Below are 16,648 nucleotides of genomic sequence, written 5' to 3' on the forward strand. Positions count from 1 at the left end.
AGGCCCGTCTACACGGGGTGGGGGACCTGGTCCGGGTATTCGATGGGGAAGTCGCGCAGCCCCCGCCGGTAGAGGTTGTTGGCGGCCGCGTTGAAGCGGACGATCGAGGGCGGGTACTCCTCGCCCAGGAGGTATTCCTTCAGCTGCTCGCGGTAGGGCGCCATGAAGTCCTCGCGCGGGTTCAGCGTCGCCTCGATGGCCTCGGCCAGGCCGTTGCAGTCGCCGTCGAGCAGGTAGGAGGCGTACGCCGTCCGCTGCTCGTTGCGGAACTGCTCGTCGGGCAGCCCGTCGAGGTTGAAGATGGCGTAGGGCTTCAGGGTCGCGACGAAGTCGGAGACGACGCTGGACATGTCGCCGATGAGCAGGTCGGACTGGTTGAAGCAGTCGTACAGGGCCGGGATCCGCTCGGTCACCACGTGGTGTGCGGCGTCGGGGAGCGCGTTCCAGTACAGGGCGCCCGCCTGGTTGCGGCTGCGCCGGATGCGCGCGGTCCGCTCCTCCTCGGTGAGGTCCGGGTACTTGGAGCGGACGCCGCGCTCGGAGAGGTCGGCGATGCGCTGGTCGATCCGGGCGAGCTTCTTGGCGGCGGCCTTGGAGTCGGTGAGGTTGCGGCCGAAGCGCCGGGCGTTGTCCTCTTCGAGGAGGGCGATGACGCGGCGGTGCGCGGCGGCGGCATCGGCGGAGCGCGAGCCGGTGAGCGGGTGCGGCTTGTAGATGATGCGGATGTCGCGCTCGTAGTCGAGCAACGCCTTGATCAGCTTCTCGCCGGCCGGGATGACCGAGGTGTAGCAGGAGTCGTCGGTCCAGCCCTCCCAGGTGGGGGCGTAGATGACGGTGGGGACGGGGGCGGCGACCTTGCCGGTCCAGCGGTGCAGGGGCATCAGCTGGGGGCGGCCGACCTCGACGATCTGGTGGTGCGACACGGCGTGCTTGATGCGCTCGTAGCGGTCGCGGCCGGCCCGGCCGGCCACCCAGATCTCGTCGAAGACCTTGCTGACCCGGTTGCTGCTCGCGAGCTTGTCGCTGTCGCCGTGGCCGATGAAGACGTGCTTGACCTCGGCGCGCTGCAGCATGTGGACGTTCTTGCCCGCGTTGCCGGGGTAGAGGGCGACACGGAGTTCGTTCATCTCGATACGGGCTAGATTGTCCGCTTTCGGGATGCAGATCACGGGGACCGAGGTCGCGTCCAGGTAGCGCAGGGTGGCCCGCTCGCGCAGCACGATGATGGGCCGCAGCTCCAGTGACTCCAGCGACTCCAGCCACATGTTCACCTGGTACATGAAGTCTTTGGAGACCGCCGCGAAGGTGAAGTAGAGCGCGACCTGGGGTCGGTATTCGGCCAGCTGGTGGTTGAGCTCCTCGATGGCCTCGTCGGTGGTGGGCAGCTTGAGCGCGTTGCGCGCGTCGGGCACCAGCACCAGCAGCGAGAAGTAGGCGAGGAAGACGGTGGTGATCATGCCGTACGTGACGAAGCGCCAGTCGTCCGTCGCGATGGTGGCCAGCGCCCCGGCCACCAGCGGGATGTCCAGGTGCAGCGTCTTGCGGACGTGCTTGTTCATCAGGAACGGGTGCGGCATGCGGCGGATGCCGAGCGCCTCCAGGTCCAGCCCGCGCGTGGTGAACGGCAGTTCGTTGCGCATCTTGCGGACGTGCTTGAGGAGCGCGCCGTACGCGAGCTGCAGGATGAACAGCAGGAGCAGGCCGATGGTGGTCATCTGCGCCACGAACGACTCGATGTCGGCGATGGCTCCGCACAGCCCCAGCAGCAGGAACTGCCGGATGAGGAAGCGCATCGTCAGGCCGAAGCGCGAGTCGCGCAGCTTCTCCAGCGTCGGCGAATCCGTGTTGTGGAGCATCAGGTCGGCGACGTAGCTGAGCGCTGCGCAGCCGGAGAACAGGGGGAGGGAGACGAACGCGACGGCGATCAGCATCCCGACGAAGCTGAGGATGAGCCCGGAAGTGATCAGAACGCCGAGCGCGGCGCGCAGCCGCTTGGAGCCCATCGTGCGGTTCCTCCCCCGTGGAGGTATAAGGATTCTGTGAAGTGTCGCAGTAGTATAAGCAGCAACATTGATGGCCGAGGAACGCAGGGTTAACCAAGGGCCAATGCCGTCAGGCCGTGAAGCGATACAACGCCAGCTCACGCCGGTCCTGCGTCTTCACGGAAAAGCCGATGCACAATGCCGGCCGTCCGCCGGCCATGGAGACCGCGATTCCCTCCGGCTCCCGGTACACCAGATCCGCGGCCACGGTCACGTGATGACGGCCCTGCGCCTTCCCCGTGCGCACGTCAATTGCGGAGACGTAGGTATTTCCGCCCGACTTCCGCGGATTGTCCCCGTTCTTGCCGGTGTACGGGCCACCGGTCAGTACGTAGACGTGGTCCCCGTACAGGGCGCACCCCTGGAACCACTCCTCCTGCTTGACCTGTACCCCGGCCTTGAGGGTCTGTGCGGCGTCGAAGCGCCCGTCCAGGAAATCCGCCGTCCCGTACACCGAGAACCGGTGCACGCCGTCCTCCTCATGGCTCACCAGCACCCGCCCGCCGGGCAGGTCGAGCGCGGGGGAGACGTCGGTGGATCCGGGAACCGGGTCGAAATGGCGGACGGACTCGTCCGAACTGTCGAGGACCGAGCCGTCCTTGAACGGCACCCGGACCACGGTGCGGCCGTAGCCGCTCTTGGCATCGGCGCGGCCCTCCACCCATATGTACGTGCGCGGGCCCGTCGGCTCGACTCCGCAGGAAATTCCGTGGCCGAAGCCGCGCAGATACATATGCCCGAGCGTTTTCCCGGAACTGCTCAGCCGGGTCAGGCACATATCGCCGGAAGTCTTCCGATCGCCCGAGTCGAGCGGGTCCTCCTCGCCGTCGAGCCGGATACCGCCCTCGACGGTCTGCAGTACGTAGACCTGGCCGTTCGTATCGTCGAACGCGAACGATTGCGGGCCCGTCGCATTGAACAGCGGAGTCGGGGCGAGCAGTTGCGCGCCGGTCCGCATGTCGAACGCGCCGGCCGTCGGGCCCGCGGCGACCGGGCCCGCGTCGTCCTGCTCGTCCGGCTCGCCGGCCCCGGCGCCCAGGGCCCAGGACAGACCGCCCGCCGTGAGGCCGGCGGCCACCGCACCGCCCGCGAACAGCAGGTTCCGGCGGCTGAAATGTGTCGTGCCATCCGCCATAACCGTATTCTGCCAGCCCGGACGGGAGGGTTCCGCGGCGGGCCCCGTCTTGTCCCGCGAAACGGCGGACGCCCGCCCCCGCGAGGGGGACGGGCGTCCGGGACGTTCAGGCGTACGGTCCTCAGACCGGGACGCTCGCCAGGCCCGGGGCGAGGAACTTCTTGCCGTTCACGCGCTCCGAGACACCCTCGCGGTCCAGGTACGGCGTGACGCCGCCCAGGTGGAAGGGCCAGCCGGCGCCCGTGATGAGGCAGAGGTCGATGTCCTGGGCCTCGGCCACGACACCCTCCTCCAGCATCAGGCCGATCTCCTGCGCCACCGCGTCCAGGACGCGGTCGCGGACCTGCTCCTCGGTCAGGACGACATCGCCCTGGACCAGGAGCGCGGCGACCTCGGGGTCCAGCTCCGGCTTGAAGCCGTTCTCGGCGGAGTAGACGTAGAAGCCGCGCTTGCCGGCCTTGACGACGGCCGCCAGGTTCGGGGAGACGGTGAAGCGCTCCGGGAAGGCGCGGTTCAGCGTCTCGGACACGTGCAGACCGATCGCCGGACCCACGAGCTCCAGCAGCACCAGCGGGGACATCGGCAGGCCGAGCGGCTCGATGGCCTTCTCCGCCGTGACCACCGGGGTGCCCTCGTCGATGACGTTCTGGATCTCGCCCATGAAGCGGGTCAGGATGCGGTTCACGACGAACGCCGGGGCGTCCTTGGTGAGGACCGCGGTCTTCTTCAGCTTCTTGGCGACACCGAAGGCCGTGGCCAGCGAGGCGTCGTCGGTCTGCTCACCGCGGACGATCTCCAGCAGCGGGAGGATCGCGACCGGGTTGAAGAAGTGGAAGCCGACAACGCGCTCCGGGTGCCGGAGCTTGGAGGCCATCTCCGACACCGACAGCGAGGAGGTGTTGGTGGCGAGGATCGCGTGCGCCGGGGCGACCGCCTCGACCTCCGCGAACACCTTCTGCTTGACGGACATCTCCTCGAACACGGCCTCGATGATGAAGTCCGCGTCCGCGAAGCCCTCGGCCTTGTCCAGGACGCCGGTCACCAGGGCGGTCAGGCGGTTGGCCTTGTCCTGGTTGATGCGGCCCTTGCCGAGCAGCTTCTGGATCTCGGCGTGGACGTAGCCCACACCCTTGTCCACGCGCTCCTGGTCGATGTCGGTGAGGACCACCGGCACCTCGAGGCGGCGCAGGAACAGCAGCGCCAGCTGCGAGGCCATCAGGCCCGCGCCGACGACGCCGACCTTGGTGACCGGACGGGCCAGGGACTTGTCCGGGGCACCGGCCGGGCGCTTGGCGCGCTTCTGGACCAGGTTGAAGGCGTAGATGCCCGAGCGCAGCTCGCCGCCCATGATGAGGTCCGCCAGCGCGGTGTCCTCGGCGTCGAAGCCGGCCTGGAGGTCCCCGTCCTTGGCCGCGGCGATGATGTCCAGCGCGCGGTAGGCGGCCGGAGCGGCGCCGTGCACCTTGGAGTCCGCGATGAAGCGGCCCTTGGCGACGGCCGCGTCCCAGGCCTCGCCGCGGTCGATCTCGGCGCGGACGACCTCGGTGGTGCCGTTCAGGACGTTCGCGGTCCACAGGAGCGACTGCTCCAGGAAGTCCGCGCCCTCGAACAGCGCGTCGGCGATGCCCAGGTCGAAGACCTGCTTGCCGCGCAGCTGCTTGTTCTGGTTGAGCGAGTTCTCGATGATCACCGAGACCGCGCGCTCCGCGCCGATCAGGTTCGGCAGCAGGGCGCAGCCGCCCCAGCCCGGAACCAGGCCGAGGAAGACCTCGGGGAGCGAGAAGGCCGGGATGGCCTTCGAGACGGTGCGGTAGGTGCAGTGCAGACCGACCTCGACACCGCCGCCCATCGCCGCGCCGTTGTAGTACGCGAAGGTGGGGACGGTCAGCGCGGAGAGGCGCTTGAAGACGTCGTGGCCGCCCTTGCCGATGGCGAGCGCCTCGTCGTGCTGCTTGAGCAGCTCGACACCCTTGAGGTCGGCGCCGACCGCGAAGATGAACGGCTTGCCGGTGATGCCCGCGCCGACGATGGAGCCCGCGAGGGCCTCCTGCTCGACCTGGTCGATCGCCGCGTTCAGGTTGGCGAGGGACTGCGGGCCGAAGGTGGTCGGCTTGGTGTGGTCGAAGCCGTTGTCCAGCGTGACGAGCGCGAAGCGCCCGGCGCCGAACGGCAGGTCCAGGTGGCGGACGTGCGCGGACGTGACGACCTCGTCCGGGAACAGCTCGGCCGCGCCCTTCAGGAGCTCAGCGGTGGTGCTCACTTGGAGTCTCCCTCGGCGTTGAAGTTCGGGTTCTCCCAGATGACCGTGGCGCCCATGCCGAAACCGACGCACATGGTCGTCAGGCCGTAGCGGACGTGCGGCTGCTCCTCGAACTGGCGGGCCAGCTGCGTCATCAGACGGACGCCGGAGGAGGCCAGCGGGTGGCCGAACGCGATCGCGCCGCCGTACTGGTTGACGCGGGCGTCGTCGTCGGCGATGCCGTAGTGCTCCAGGAACGCGAGGACCTGGACCGCGAACGCCTCGTTGACCTCGAACAGGCCTATGTCCTCGATGGACAGGCCGGCCTGCGCGAGGGCCTTCTCGGTGGCCGGGATCGGGCCGTAGCCCATGACCTCCGGCTCGACACCCGCGAAGGAGTACGAGACCAGGCGCATCTTGACCGGGAGGTTGTTCTCGCGGGCGAAGTCCTCGGACGCGATGATCGCGGCGGTGGCACCGTCGTTGAGACCGGCGGCGTTGCCCGCGGTGACCCGGCCGTGCGTACGGAACGGGGTCTTCAGGCCGGCCAGGTTCTCCAGCGTGGTGCCCGGGCGCATCGGCTCGTCGGTGGTGACCAGGCCCCAGCCCGTCTCACCGGCCGCCTCGTTGGTGTTGCGCACCGAGATCGGGACCAGGTCCTGCTGGATCTTGCCGTCGGCGTACGCCTTGGCGGCCTTCTCCTGCGAGCGCACGGCGTACTCGTCGGCGCGGAGCTTGGTGATCGTCGGGTACCGGTCGTGCAGGTTCTCTGCGGTCATGCCCATGAACAGGGCGGACTCGTCGACCAGCTTCTCGGAGACGAAGCGCGGGTTCGGGTCGACGCCCTCGCCCATGGGGTGGCGGCCCATGTGCTCGACACCGCCGGCGAGGGCGACGTCGTACGCACCGAAGGCCACGCCGCCCGCGACGGCGGTCACGGCGGTGAGCGCGCCGGCGCACATGCGGTCGATGGAGTAGCCCGGGACGGACTGCGGGAGGCCCGCGAGGATGCCGGCGGTGCGGCCCAGCGTCAGGCCCTGGTCGCCGATCTGCGTGGTCGCGGCGATGGCGACCTCGTCGATCTTCTTGGGGTCCAGGTCCGGGTTGCGGCGCAGCAGCTCCCGGATGGCCTTCACGACGAGATCGTCGGCGCGGGTCCCGTTGTAGATGCCCTTCGGGCCCGCCTTGCCGAACGGGGTGCGGACGCCGTCGACGAAGACGACGTCCCTGACGGTACGAGGCACGTTGGCTCTCCTCCAGGTGCGGGTGTGCACTGCTGCGCGGGGGCGGTCGGCCGGTGGCTGAGCGCCCGCTCACCCGGTCATGCTACTTGCCGGTAACCGGCGTGCACACCCCCTCCGGGAGGAGCGGCGAACGTCACACCGGCACGCCCGGCGTGAGCCCCCTTGCGCCCTGCCGCGCGCCCGGCCGTTCGGAGCGCCCCGGGCTACCCGAACGGGTCGGGCCACCGGCCCCGCGGTCGCGTCGATGGCGCCGGACGACGCTCTTCCGGATTCTGGTCGGGTTCCGGGTCCCCGCCCGGTCCCCGACCGGCGAAGCGGAGCGAAGCGATGGCGGCACCTGTTCTCAAGAACCACTACGTCGACCACAAGTCGACCATCCCGGCGAACGCCGGCGATCTCGTCAAGCTCCACGTGCGGGAGCGCAACGGCACGCACACGGGCCAGCCGCGCAGGCCGGTCCTGATGCTGCACGGCAGAAGCGTGCCCGCCATGGCGGGCTTCGACCTGCAGTACAAGAAGTACAGCTGGGCGGAGGAACTGGCGAAGGCGGGCTTCGACGTCTTCGTGATGGAACTCCAGGGCTCCGGGCTGTCGACCCGCCCGAAGATGGACGACTGGAAGAACGTCAGCCCCACGGTCGCGCAGCGGCAGCTCCTCGTGCCCCACCCGAACGCGAGCACGGACCTGACACCGCCGGTGTACACCGCGCAGCTGAACAACTCCCAGAGCGACTGGGACGAGGTCGACAGGGTGGTCGACTTCGTCCTGCACGAGACCGGTGCCTCCAAGGTCGACCTCATCGGCTGGTCGGCGGCCTCCCAACAGTTCGGGCCCTACGCCATCCAGCACCCCGGCAAGGTGCGCAGTCTCTTCCTCCTGGCTCCGATCTTCCCGCCGTTCGGCAGGGCGAGCGCGCCCGGGACCGCCTTCGGCGCGCCGGTGACGCTGCCCGTGTCCAAGCCGGAGGCGACCTTCGGCTACCCGATGACCGTCGGTACGAAGGCCGGCGTCGACACAGCGTGGCAAAAGGACCTGAAGTGTCCCGGGCAGCGCGAGTCCGGGATGGTCGACGAGGTGTGGAAGGCGATCATGCAGGTCGACCCGGTCGGTGCGACCTGGGGATCCGCGGTGGGTGGTCCCGGCGGGCCCGCGCAAGGACTCAACCGCATCCGGAACTCGTACTGGTGGGGATGGAACTCCACCACCGTGCCGCTGAACAAGACGCTCGGCGGGACGGTGCCCGTGTGCATCGTGTACGGGGAGAACGACTCGATCGTGAACACCTCGCCGGACCTGGGCCTGCTGTACTTCTCGGTACCGGAGCTGTACAAGGCCATCGACGGCCCGAAGAAGCTGATGTTCCGCATCGCCTGCGCGGGGCACCAGGCGCCCTGGGAGCGCGTGGCGAACGACCTGCACACCATGTCCGAGCACTGGCTCAAGCTCGGCAAGGTCGAAGGCGCGGAGACCGGGAGCTACTACAGGGACGAGGACGGGGCCCTCACTCCCCTGGAGTGAGGGCCCCGCGCCGGATTCCGGCGGGCCGGACGGTCAGACGGTCGCGGCCAGCGCCCTCACGAGAGCCGGCGTCACCTGCTCGATCTGCCACGGGCGGGCGCCGTAGCCCGCGAGGGCCTGCGCCACCGTCTCCGGCTCCAGCCGCTGCGGCGGCTCCCAGCACAGCCGGCGGACCGTGTCCGGAGTGATCAGGTTCTCCTGGGGCAGGTGCAGCCCCTCCGCGAGCGCCGAGACGGCGGTCCGCGCCGCCGCCAGCCGCGCCGCGGCGGCCGGGTCCTTGTCCGCCCAGGAGCGCGGCGGCGGCGGACCCGCCGGGGTCGCCCCCGGCTGCGGCAGCTCGTTCTCGGGCAGGGCCTTCGCCCGCTCCACGGCGGCCATCCACTGCTCCAGCTGGCGCCGGCCCATCCGCTGCCCGTACCCGGGCAGGGCGGACAGCGCGTGGACGTTCGCCGGCAGTGCGAGGGCGGCCTCGACGATCGCGGCGTCCCCCAGCACCTTGCCGGGCGACACGTCGCGCCGCTGCGCGATCCGGTCCCGGGACTCCCACAGCTCCCGTACGACGGCCATCTGCCGGCGCCGGCGCACCTTGTGCATACCGGACGTACGGCGCCACGGGTCCTTGCGCGGCGGCGCGGGCGGGGCGGCGGCGATGGCGTCGAACTCCTGCCGGGCCCATTCCAGCTTGCCCTGCCGGTCCAGTTCCTTCTCCAGCGCGTCCCGCAGGTCCACCAGCAGCTCCACGTCGAGCGCGGCGTAGCGCAGCCACGGCTCGGGGAGGGGGCGGGTGGACCAGTCGACGGCGGAGTGGCCCTTCTCCAGCGCGTAGCCGAGCACACCCTCGACCATCGCGCCCAGTCCGACCCGGGGGAAGCCTGCGAGGCGGCCGGCCAGCTCCGTGTCGAACAGGGAAGTGGGCACCATGCCTATTTCGCGCAGGCACGGCAGGTCCTGGGTGGCGGCGTGCAGGATCCACTCGGTACCGGACAGGGCCTCGCCCAGTGTGGACAGGTCGGGGCAGCCGACCGGGTCGATCAGCGCGGATCCTGCGCCCTCGCGGCGCAGCTGCACCAGGTAGGCGCGCTGGCCGTAGCGGTATCCGGAGGCGCGCTCGGCGTCGACGGCCACGGGTCCGGTGCCCGCGGCGAAGGCCGCGACCACCTGGGCGAGGGCGTCCTCGTCGGCGACCACCGGAGGGATCCCCTCACGGGGCTCGAGCAACGGAATCGGCGCCTTTTCGACGTCGTCCGGGGGGCCGCCCCCGGTGGTGGTGCGCAGGTCTGCTGCGGTCTCTTGGGCGTCGGTCACCGCTCAAGGGTATCCGTGGATACGACGCACCCGTCGCCGGAACGTTCCGGCGACGGGTGCGGGGCGCGGGCTCGGGTGTTTCCCCGGCTTTTCCCGGGGTTTCCCCGGGGGTCGCCGGGAGGGTGTCAGTGGATGATCCCGGTGCGCAGGGCGACGGCGACCATTCCGGCGCGGTCACCGGTGCCCAGCTTGCGGGCGATGCGGGCGAGGTGGGACTTGACGGTCAGGGCGGACAGGCCCATCGAGACGCCGATGGCCTTGTTGGACTGGCCCTCCGCCACGAGGCGCAGGACCTCGACCTCGCGGCCGGAGAGCTCTCGGTAGCCGCCCGGGTGGCTCGGGGCACCCGGGGGGCGGCGGTGCATACGGGCGGCGGCGGCGCCGATGGGGGCGGCGCCGGGCCGGGTGGGGAGCCCGATGTTGGTCCGCGTGCCGGTGACGACGTAGCCCTTGACGCCGCCCGCGAGGGCGTTGCGCACGGCGCCGATGTCGTCGGCGGCGGACAGGGCCAGGCCGTTCGGCCAGCCGGCGGCCCGCGTCTCGGAGAGCAGGGTGAGACCGGAACCGTCGGGCAGGTGTACGTCGGCCACGCAGATGTCGCGCGGGCTGCCGACGCGGGGGCGGGCCTCCGCGATGGACGACGCCTCGATCACGTCACGTACTCCGAGGGCCCACAGATGGCGGGTCACGGTGGAACGGACGCGCGGGTCGGCCACGACGACCATGGCCGTCGGCTTGTTCGGGCGGTAGGCGACCAGGCTTGCGGGCTGCTCGAGAAGAACGGACACCTAGGCCTCCTGGGGGAGTGGCGGGACGGCCGGCTCGGGGAAGGAAGCCGGTGCGAACCGTGCGGATGGTCACTGACTCCTTCGGCACGTCACCCGCCCGGCTTTAGGGAATGATCACGATTTGGTGAGTAACAATTCGGGCAATTCGGACGCACGATCGATCATCGGGTGATCAGAAGCCCACAACGGGCGCCCGGTTCCGACACCGCGCCGCAGGTGCTCGATCGGCCGTTCTACGGGGCGCAGCGCATTCGGCGGCCCGGTGCCCTCGGCGGACGGCGGCCGCACGCGTGCCGCCGTACGGGGGTGCGGCTACGGGTGGTGCGGACCCCGCCGCTGTGGCAGGGACACCACGCCCGTCCCCGAGTCCGTCGGCCCGACCGGCGGCAGCCCGGCGATCTGGCACAGCAGCTCGCACCACGCCGACAGGTGCGCCGAGGTGTCCGGGACCCCGCCGACGCCCTCGCGCGGCGTCCACGAGGCTCTGATCTCGATCTGCGTGGCCGGCCGCCGTTCGGCGAGCCCGCCGAAGTAGTGCGAGCTCGCCATGGTCACGGTCCCGCTCGCCTCCCCGTACGCCAGGCCGCGCGCCTCCAGCGCCCCCGTCAGCCAGGACCAGCACACCTCGGGCAGGAGGGGGTCGGCGGCCATCTCGGGCTCCAGCTCGGCCCGTACGAGCGTCACCAGGCGGAAGGTCCCGTGCCAGGCGTCGTGCCCGGACGGATCGTGGAGCAGGATGAGCCGGCCGTCGGCCAGATCGTCCTCGCCGTCGACGACCGCGGCCTCGAGGGCGTAGGCGTGCGGGGCCAGGCGCTGGGGCGGTCTCGTGGGGTCGATCTCGATCCCCGGGCGCAGCCGCGCCTTCTTCAAGCCGTCGACCGCGCGTCGGAACGGGAGCGGGACGGAGCTCTCCTCCGCGCTGTCCACACCGTCAGCGCCATCTGAAAATCGTCCCTGAGCCGCAGCCATGCGGGGAAGACTAGGCGGAACGAGCGTCCGCGCGGCGCAGGGACACCCGCGCCGGGCCGCGCACTTCTTCATACGTGCGAAGATTTGGCGCGTGAGCGCCAACGACCTTCCCCTCGCGCACGGCTCCGCCGGCGCTGGGGAGACCCCATTCACGGGCCAGCCGAGTCAGACGTACGATTCCGCCTTCCTGAAGGCGTGCCGGCGGGAGCCGGTGCCGCACACCCCGGTGTGGTTCATGCGGCAGGCAGGGCGCTCGCTCCCCGAGTACCGCAAGGTGCGCGAGGGGACCCAGATGCTGGAGTCGTGCATGCGGCCCGACCTGGTCACGGAGATCACCCTCCAGCCGGTCCGCCGTCACAACGTCGACGCGGCGATCTTCTTCTCCGACATCGTGGTCCCGCTCAAGGCCATCGGCGTCGACCTCGACATCAAGCCGGGCGTCGGCCCGGTCGTCGCCCAGCCGATCCGCCGCCGCGAGGACCTCGCACAGCTGCGCGACCTCACCCCGGAGGACGTCTCGTACGTCACCGAGGCGATCGGCATGCTCACGGGTGAACTCGGGTCCACGCCGTTGATCGGTTTCGCGGGTGCGCCTTTCACCCTCGCGAGCTACCTGGTCGAGGGCGGCCCGTCGAAGAACCACGAGCACACCAAGGCCCTGATGTACGGCGACCCGGAGCTCTGGGCCGACCTGCTGGACCGCCTCGCGGAGATCACCTCCGCCTTCCTGAAGGTCCAGATCGAGGCCGGCGCCTCCGCGGTGCAGCTCTTCGACTCCTGGGTCGGCGCGCTGGCCCCGGCGGACTACCGCCGCTCGGTGATGCCGGCGTCGGCGAAGGTCTTGCAGTCCGTCGCCTCGTACGGGGTTCCGCGCATCCACTTCGGCGTCGGCACGGGCGAGCTGCTCGGCCTGATGGGCGAGGCCGGCGCGGACGTGGTGGGCGTGGACTACCGCGTCGCGCTCGACGAGGCCGCCCGCCGCGTCGGCCCCGGCAAGGCGCTCCAGGGCAACCTGGACCCGGCGGTGCTCTTCTCGACCGAGGAGGCCGTGCGGACGAAGACGGACGAGGTCCTCGCGGCGGCCTCCGGCCTGGAGGGCCACATCTTCAACCTGGGCCACGGCGTCCTCCCCACCACACCCCCGGACGCCCTGACCCGCCTGGTCGACTACGTCCACACGAAGACGGCCCGCCAGGGAGTGTCGTCAAAGTAGCGTCGGCCGCCCGAAAGGGCGGGCCCCGATCCGCCGGACAGGCACCTACCCCGCCGCCCGCACCGCCGAGACGGCCTTGCGGGCGGCGACCAGGACGGGGTCCCAGACCGGGGAGAAGGGCGGGGCGTAGCCCAGGTCCAGGGAGACGACCTGGTCCACCGTCATGCCGGCCGTCAAGGCCACCGCCGCGATGTCCACCCGCTTCGCGGAGCCCGCGCCGCCGACGATCTGGACTCCGAGCAGGCGGCCGGTGCGCCGTTCCGCCAGCATCTTCACCGTCATGTCCGCGGCCGTCGGGTAGTAGCCGGCCGTCGTCGTCGAGCTGATCGTCGCCGTCACGAAGCGCAGGCCCGCCGCCAGGGCGTCGCGCTCGCGCAGGCCGGTACGGGCGATCTCCAGGTCGCAGACCTTGCTCACCGCCGTGCCGACCACCCCCGGGAAGGTGGCGTAGCCGCCGCCCACGCCCGAACCGATCACCTGGCCGTGCTTGTTGGCGTGCGTGCCCAGCGGGATGTGCCGCATGCACCCCGCCACCAGGTCCAGGACCTCCACGCAGTCGCCGCCCGACCAGATGTTCTCGTGGCCCCGGACCCGCATCGACAGGTCCGTCAGGATGCCTCCGGACTCGCCGAGCGGCAGCCCCGCCTCGCGGGCCAGCGCCGTACGGGGCTCCACGCCGATGCCGAGCACCACCACGTCCGCCGGGTACTCGTCCCCCGCCGCCGTGGCCACCGCGCGCACCGCGCCCCGGTCGTCCGTGAGGATCTTCGTGACCTCCGCGCCGGACACCGTGAGGATCCCCATCCGGTTCATCGCGGTGTGCACGAGGGCGCCCATGTCCGGGTCGAGCGTGGCCATCGGCTGCGGTCCGCGGTGCAGGACCGTGACCTCGTACCCGCGCGCGACCAGCGCCTCCGCCATCTCCACGCCGATGTAGCCGGCGCCGACGACGACCGCCCGGCGGCCCTCGGTACCCTCCGTCCGCTTCAGGGTGTCCATGAGGCGCTGGCCGTCGTCCAGGGTCTGGACGCCGTGCACCCCGTGCGCGCCGATCCCGGGCAGCCGGGGCCGGACGGGCCGGGCGCCCGTGGCCAGGACGAGCTTGTCGTAGCCCGTCCAGGCCTCGGAACCGGAATCCAGATCCCGGGTGCGGACCCGGCCCCCGGGGAGGTCGAGCTCCACCACCTCCGTGCGCATGCGCAGGTCGATGTCCCGGGCGCGGTGCTCCTCGGGCGTACGGGCGATCAGGTCGTCCCGGCCGGGGACCTGGCCGCCGATCCAGTACGGGATCCCGCACGCGGAGTACGAGGTGAAGTGCCCGCGCTCGAAGGCCGTGATCTCCAGCTCCGCCGGGCCCTTGAGCCGCCGGGCCTGTGACGCGGCGGACATTCCCGCCGCGTCACCACCGACCACCACCAGTCGTTCCGTCGCCATCGTCCGCCCCGTTCCGCGCACCGCACCTGCCACCGTCTCGTGGAGAACACGCTACGGGCGGAGGGGGCGTTCAGTCGGAGACCCCCGCCGTTTCCGTCGGGTCGGCGGGCCGGGCCGCCGGTACGGACGGTACGGACGGCACCTTCTTCGGCGTCAGGCCCGCCTTCGGCTTCGCCGGGCGCAGCCGCCGGTAGAGGCGCAGGACCAGCAGGACGACGGCGGCCGTCACCGCGAACGGCAGCACCGCGGCGACCGCCAGGGCCAGGTAGCGCACGATCGTCGTCAAGACGTTCCAACCGCCCTTCAGGGCGGCCGTGAAGGAGGGCTCCTCGTCCTTCTTCTCCGCCGGCTTCGGGGCCGGTTCCGAGACCTCCATCGTGATCGTGCCCATCGAGGTCTGGTCCTTCAGCGCCGTCTGCTGCGCGAGCAGCGACTCCAGGTCCGACTGGCGCTTGCTCAGCTCGCTCTCGAGCATCACCACGTCACCGAGCGCCGTGGCCTTGTCCATCATGTCCCGCACCCGGGCCACGCTCGCCTGCTGCGATCTGACCCGGCTGTCGACGTCCGCGACCTTCTGTGTCACGTCCTGCGCCTCGACCTTGCGGCTGAGCAGCCTGCCGCTGCCCTCCATGGCGCCGAGCACCGCGTCGAAGCGCTCGCCGGGCACGCGCAGGGTCAGCGTGGAGGTCATCCGCCCGTCCTCGCCGCGTTTGGTCGACTCGCTGCCCACGTACCCGCCGGCGCCCTCCGCCGCCGTACGGGCCGCGGCCAGCGCCTTCTGCGCGTCCGCCGCCTCCAGGGCGAGCGTGGCGGTACGGATGACGCTCGGGCGTACGGCGGCCGGCTGCTGCCCGTTCTTGGCCGCGTCGGACCCGGCGGATCCGGCCGCCGCCGGGGGAGCGTCCGCCGCCCCCGGCTTGCCCTGGGCCGCGCCCTCCGGGGCGCGGACCGCGGCCTTGTCGGCCGAGGCCGGGCCCGCCGTGTCCTGGCCGGCCGCGCACCCGGTGAGTGCGAGCGCCCCGGCCAGGGACAGGCCGGCCAGAGCGGCCGCGCCGCGGTGCCGTACAGCGGTGCCTCTGCTGCTGCTGATGGTGCGCATCGGTGGAACCCCCCGAGGATCGGCTGTTGTCGCCGGTGTGACGTACAGGGTCCCGTCGCGGGTTTCGCTCCGGCGGTCCCGGGCCGATCCCGATGCGGTCACGGTCCGGCCTCGGTGATCGTCCGGCGAACGGTCTGAGACGATGTGTCCATGCACGAAGCGGACATGCATACGGACGGCCCTGCCGGCGCCACCGGCGAAGGCGCCCCGGCCCGCCACGCCGTCGTCATCGGCGGCGGCATCGCCGGCCTCGCCGCGGCCCACCGGCTGCTCGCCGACGGCCTGCGCGTCACGCTCCTGGAGGCCGGCCCGCGCCTCGGCGGCAAGCTGCTCGCCGGCGAACTCGCCGGCGCCCCCGTCGACCTCGGCGCCGAATCCGTGCTCGCCCGCCGCCCCGAAGCCCTGGAGCTGGCGCGGGCCGTGGGCCTCGGCGAGGCCCTCCAGCCGCCCGCCACCGCCACCGCCCACCTGTGGACCCGCGGTGCCCTGCGGCCCATGCCGCGGGGCCACGTCATGGGAGTCCCCGGCGACCTGGCACCGCTCGCCGCCTCCGGAGTGCTCTCCGCCGAGGGCCTGGCCCGCATCGAGGCCGAACGGGAACTGCCGCCCGCCGAGATCGGCGAGGACGTCGCCGTCGGCGCGTACGTGGCCGCCCGGCTCGGACACGAGGTCGTCGACCGCCTGGTGGAGCCGCTCCTCGGCGGGGTCTACGCCGGCAACGCCTACCGCATCTCCATGCGCGCCGCCGTCCCGCAGCTCTTCGAGGCCGCCCGTACGCACGCCTCGCTGGGCGAGGGCGTACGCGAACTCCAGCGCCGGGCGGCCGCGCAGCAGCCCCAGCACGCCGGGCGGCCCGTCTTCGCCGGGATCGACGGCGGCATCGGCCGGCTCCCGCAGGCCGTGGCCGAGGCCTGCCGGGCCGCCGGGGCGCGGATCGTCACCGGCGCCCCGGTGCGCGAACTCGTGCGTACGGCCAAAGGATGGAAGGTCGTCACCGGCGACGAGGCCATCGACGCCGACGCCGTGGTCCTGGCCGTCCCGGCCGGTCCCGCCGCCCGGCTGCTGGACGGGCTCGCGCCGGCTGCGGCCGCCGAGCTGCGGACCGTCGAGTACGCCTCCATGGCCCTGGTGACGATGGCCTTCCGGCGCTCCGAGCTGCCCGCCGCGATCACCGAGGGCGATGCCAGCGGCTTCCTCGTACCGCCCGTCGACGGGCGGACCATCAAGGCCTCCACCTTCTCCAGCAACAAGTGGGCCTGGGCCGGCGCCGACCCGGAGCTGTTCCTGCTGCGCACCTCGGTCGGCCGGTTCGGCGACGAGGGCGACCTGGGGCGCGAGGACTCCGAGCTGGTCGACATCTCGCTGCGCGACCTCGGCGAGGCCGTGGGCCTCGCGGCCCGGCCGCTCGCCTCCACCGTGACCCGATGGGACGGCGGGCTGCCGCAGTACCCGGTCGGCCACCTCGCCCGCGTGGACCGTATCCGCGGCGCCGTCGCGGCCCTGCCCGGCCTGGCCGTGTGCGGCGCGCTCTACGAGGGCGTGGGCATCCCGGCGTGCATCGCGAGCGCCGCGAGGGCCGCCGACGTGGTGAAGGCCACGTTTGCCGAGGTTTCCGCGTAAGGCACCCCTGGCACCGACCACTGATCAGCACACGGGACAATG

Annotated in this window: 12 protein-coding genes; 3 read left to right on the forward strand and 9 right to left on the reverse strand. The window is 71.6% G+C overall.

The genetic code is table 11. From position 1 onward, the window contains the following. Positions 1 to 8: 8 nt before the first annotated feature. The 4 genes from ACFXGI_RS14520 to ACFXGI_RS14535 all read right to left on the reverse strand — a co-directional run bounded on the left by ACFXGI_RS14520 (position 9) and on the right by ACFXGI_RS14535 (position 6,660). Positions 9 to 2,003 carry a hypothetical protein gene (locus ACFXGI_RS14520; RefSeq protein ID WP_384705896.1) on the reverse strand — a complete coding sequence of 665 codons (1,995 nt, stop codon included), beginning with the start codon at positions 2,001 to 2,003 and terminating at the stop codon, positions 9 to 11. Between the two features lie 109 nt (positions 2,004 to 2,112). Beyond that, the gene (locus ACFXGI_RS14525; RefSeq protein ID WP_384705897.1) at positions 2,113 to 3,177 is read right to left on the reverse strand and encodes a signaling protein; all 1,065 of its coding nucleotides are present in this window, start codon (positions 3,175 to 3,177) and stop codon (positions 2,113 to 2,115) included. 121 nt (positions 3,178 to 3,298) lie between these two features. Continuing rightward, complete coding sequence (locus ACFXGI_RS14530) at positions 3,299 to 5,437, reverse strand: 3-hydroxyacyl-CoA dehydrogenase NAD-binding domain-containing protein (RefSeq protein ID WP_384705898.1); 2,139 nt, start codon at positions 5,435 to 5,437, stop codon at positions 3,299 to 3,301. Continuing rightward, the gene (locus ACFXGI_RS14535; RefSeq protein WP_266997582.1) at positions 5,434 to 6,660 is read right to left on the reverse strand and encodes an acetyl-CoA C-acyltransferase; all 1,227 of its coding nucleotides are present in this window, start codon (positions 6,658 to 6,660) and stop codon (positions 5,434 to 5,436) included. The genes ACFXGI_RS14530 and ACFXGI_RS14535 overlap by 4 nt, the downstream gene beginning before the upstream one ends. Positions 6,661 to 6,987: 327 nt before the next feature. On the opposite strand from ACFXGI_RS14535, the gene ACFXGI_RS14540 reads away from it, so the two are divergent. Then, positions 6,988 to 8,178 (forward strand): alpha/beta fold hydrolase, encoded by a 1,191-nt coding sequence (locus ACFXGI_RS14540; RefSeq protein ID WP_384705899.1) that lies wholly within the window; start codon positions 6,988 to 6,990, stop codon positions 8,176 to 8,178. 33 nt (positions 8,179 to 8,211) lie between these two features. On the opposite strand, the gene ACFXGI_RS14545 is transcribed toward ACFXGI_RS14540, so the two are convergent. The 3 genes from ACFXGI_RS14545 to ACFXGI_RS14555 all read right to left on the reverse strand — a co-directional run bounded on the left by ACFXGI_RS14545 (position 8,212) and on the right by ACFXGI_RS14555 (position 11,240). Beyond that, positions 8,212 to 9,483 carry an HRDC domain-containing protein gene (locus ACFXGI_RS14545; protein WP_384705900.1) on the reverse strand — a complete coding sequence of 424 codons (1,272 nt, stop codon included), beginning with the start codon at positions 9,481 to 9,483 and terminating at the stop codon, positions 8,212 to 8,214. A gap of 125 nt (positions 9,484 to 9,608) precedes the next feature. After that, on the reverse strand, positions 9,609 to 10,271 hold the full coding sequence (locus tag ACFXGI_RS14550; RefSeq protein WP_007267191.1) for a response regulator transcription factor: 663 nt from the start codon (positions 10,269 to 10,271) through the stop codon (positions 9,609 to 9,611). Positions 10,272 to 10,583: 312 nt separating this feature from the next. Then, entirely contained in the window at positions 10,584 to 11,240 is a 657-nt protein-coding gene (locus ACFXGI_RS14555; protein ID WP_384705901.1) for a DUF3000 domain-containing protein, read from the reverse strand. Positions 11,241 to 11,331: 91 nt separating this feature from the next. Between ACFXGI_RS14555 and hemE the strand changes: the two genes are divergently transcribed. Beyond that, a complete protein-coding gene (hemE, locus tag ACFXGI_RS14560) occupies positions 11,332 to 12,453 on the forward strand; it encodes a uroporphyrinogen decarboxylase (protein ID WP_384705902.1) in 1,122 nt (373 codons plus the stop codon). A 45-nt stretch (positions 12,454 to 12,498) separates the two neighbouring features. Here hemE and ACFXGI_RS14565 read toward each other — a convergent pair whose 3' ends face one another. Both ACFXGI_RS14565 and ACFXGI_RS14570 read right to left on the reverse strand, forming a co-directional pair. Continuing rightward, a complete protein-coding gene (locus ACFXGI_RS14565) occupies positions 12,499 to 13,887 on the reverse strand; it encodes an FAD-dependent oxidoreductase (RefSeq protein WP_384705903.1) in 1,389 nt (462 codons plus the stop codon). Positions 13,888 to 13,957: 70 nt separating this feature from the next. Next, on the reverse strand, positions 13,958 to 14,986 hold the full coding sequence (locus ACFXGI_RS14570) for a DUF4349 domain-containing protein (RefSeq protein ID WP_384705904.1): 1,029 nt from the start codon (positions 14,984 to 14,986) through the stop codon (positions 13,958 to 13,960). Positions 14,987 to 15,151: 165 nt separating this feature from the next. Here ACFXGI_RS14570 and hemG point away from each other — a divergent pair, with 165 nt between their 5' ends. Further along, on the forward strand, positions 15,152 to 16,606 hold the full coding sequence (hemG, locus tag ACFXGI_RS14575) for a protoporphyrinogen oxidase (RefSeq protein WP_384705979.1): 1,455 nt from the start codon (positions 15,152 to 15,154) through the stop codon (positions 16,604 to 16,606). Positions 16,607 to 16,648: the final 42 nt, after the last annotated feature.

It is taken from the genome of Streptomyces sp. NPDC059355 (genome assembly GCF_042752335.1).
GTDB lineage: Bacteria > Actinomycetota > Actinomycetes > Streptomycetales > Streptomycetaceae > Streptomyces.

Coding starts and splice junctions, on each gene's coding strand:
- ACFXGI_RS14520 (WP_384705896.1), bottom strand. CDS start 2,003: ATGGGCTCCAAGCGGCTGCGCGCCGCGCTCGGCGTTCTGATCACTTCC.
- ACFXGI_RS14525 (WP_384705897.1), bottom strand. CDS start 3,177: ATGGCGGATGGCACGACACATTTCAGCCGCCGGAACCTGCTGTTCGCG.
- ACFXGI_RS14540 (WP_384705899.1), top strand. CDS start 6,988: ATGGCGGCACCTGTTCTCAAGAACCACTACGTCGACCACAAGTCGACC.
- ACFXGI_RS14555 (WP_384705901.1), bottom strand. CDS start 11,240: ATGGCTGCGGCTCAGGGACGATTTTCAGATGGCGCTGACGGTGTGGAC.
- ACFXGI_RS14565 (WP_384705903.1), bottom strand. CDS start 13,887: ATGGCGACGGAACGACTGGTGGTGGTCGGTGGTGACGCGGCGGGAATG.
- ACFXGI_RS14570 (WP_384705904.1), bottom strand. CDS start 14,986: ATGCGCACCATCAGCAGCAGCAGAGGCACCGCTGTACGGCACCGCGGC.
- hemG (WP_384705979.1), top strand. CDS start 15,152: ATGCATACGGACGGCCCTGCCGGCGCCACCGGCGAAGGCGCCCCGGCC.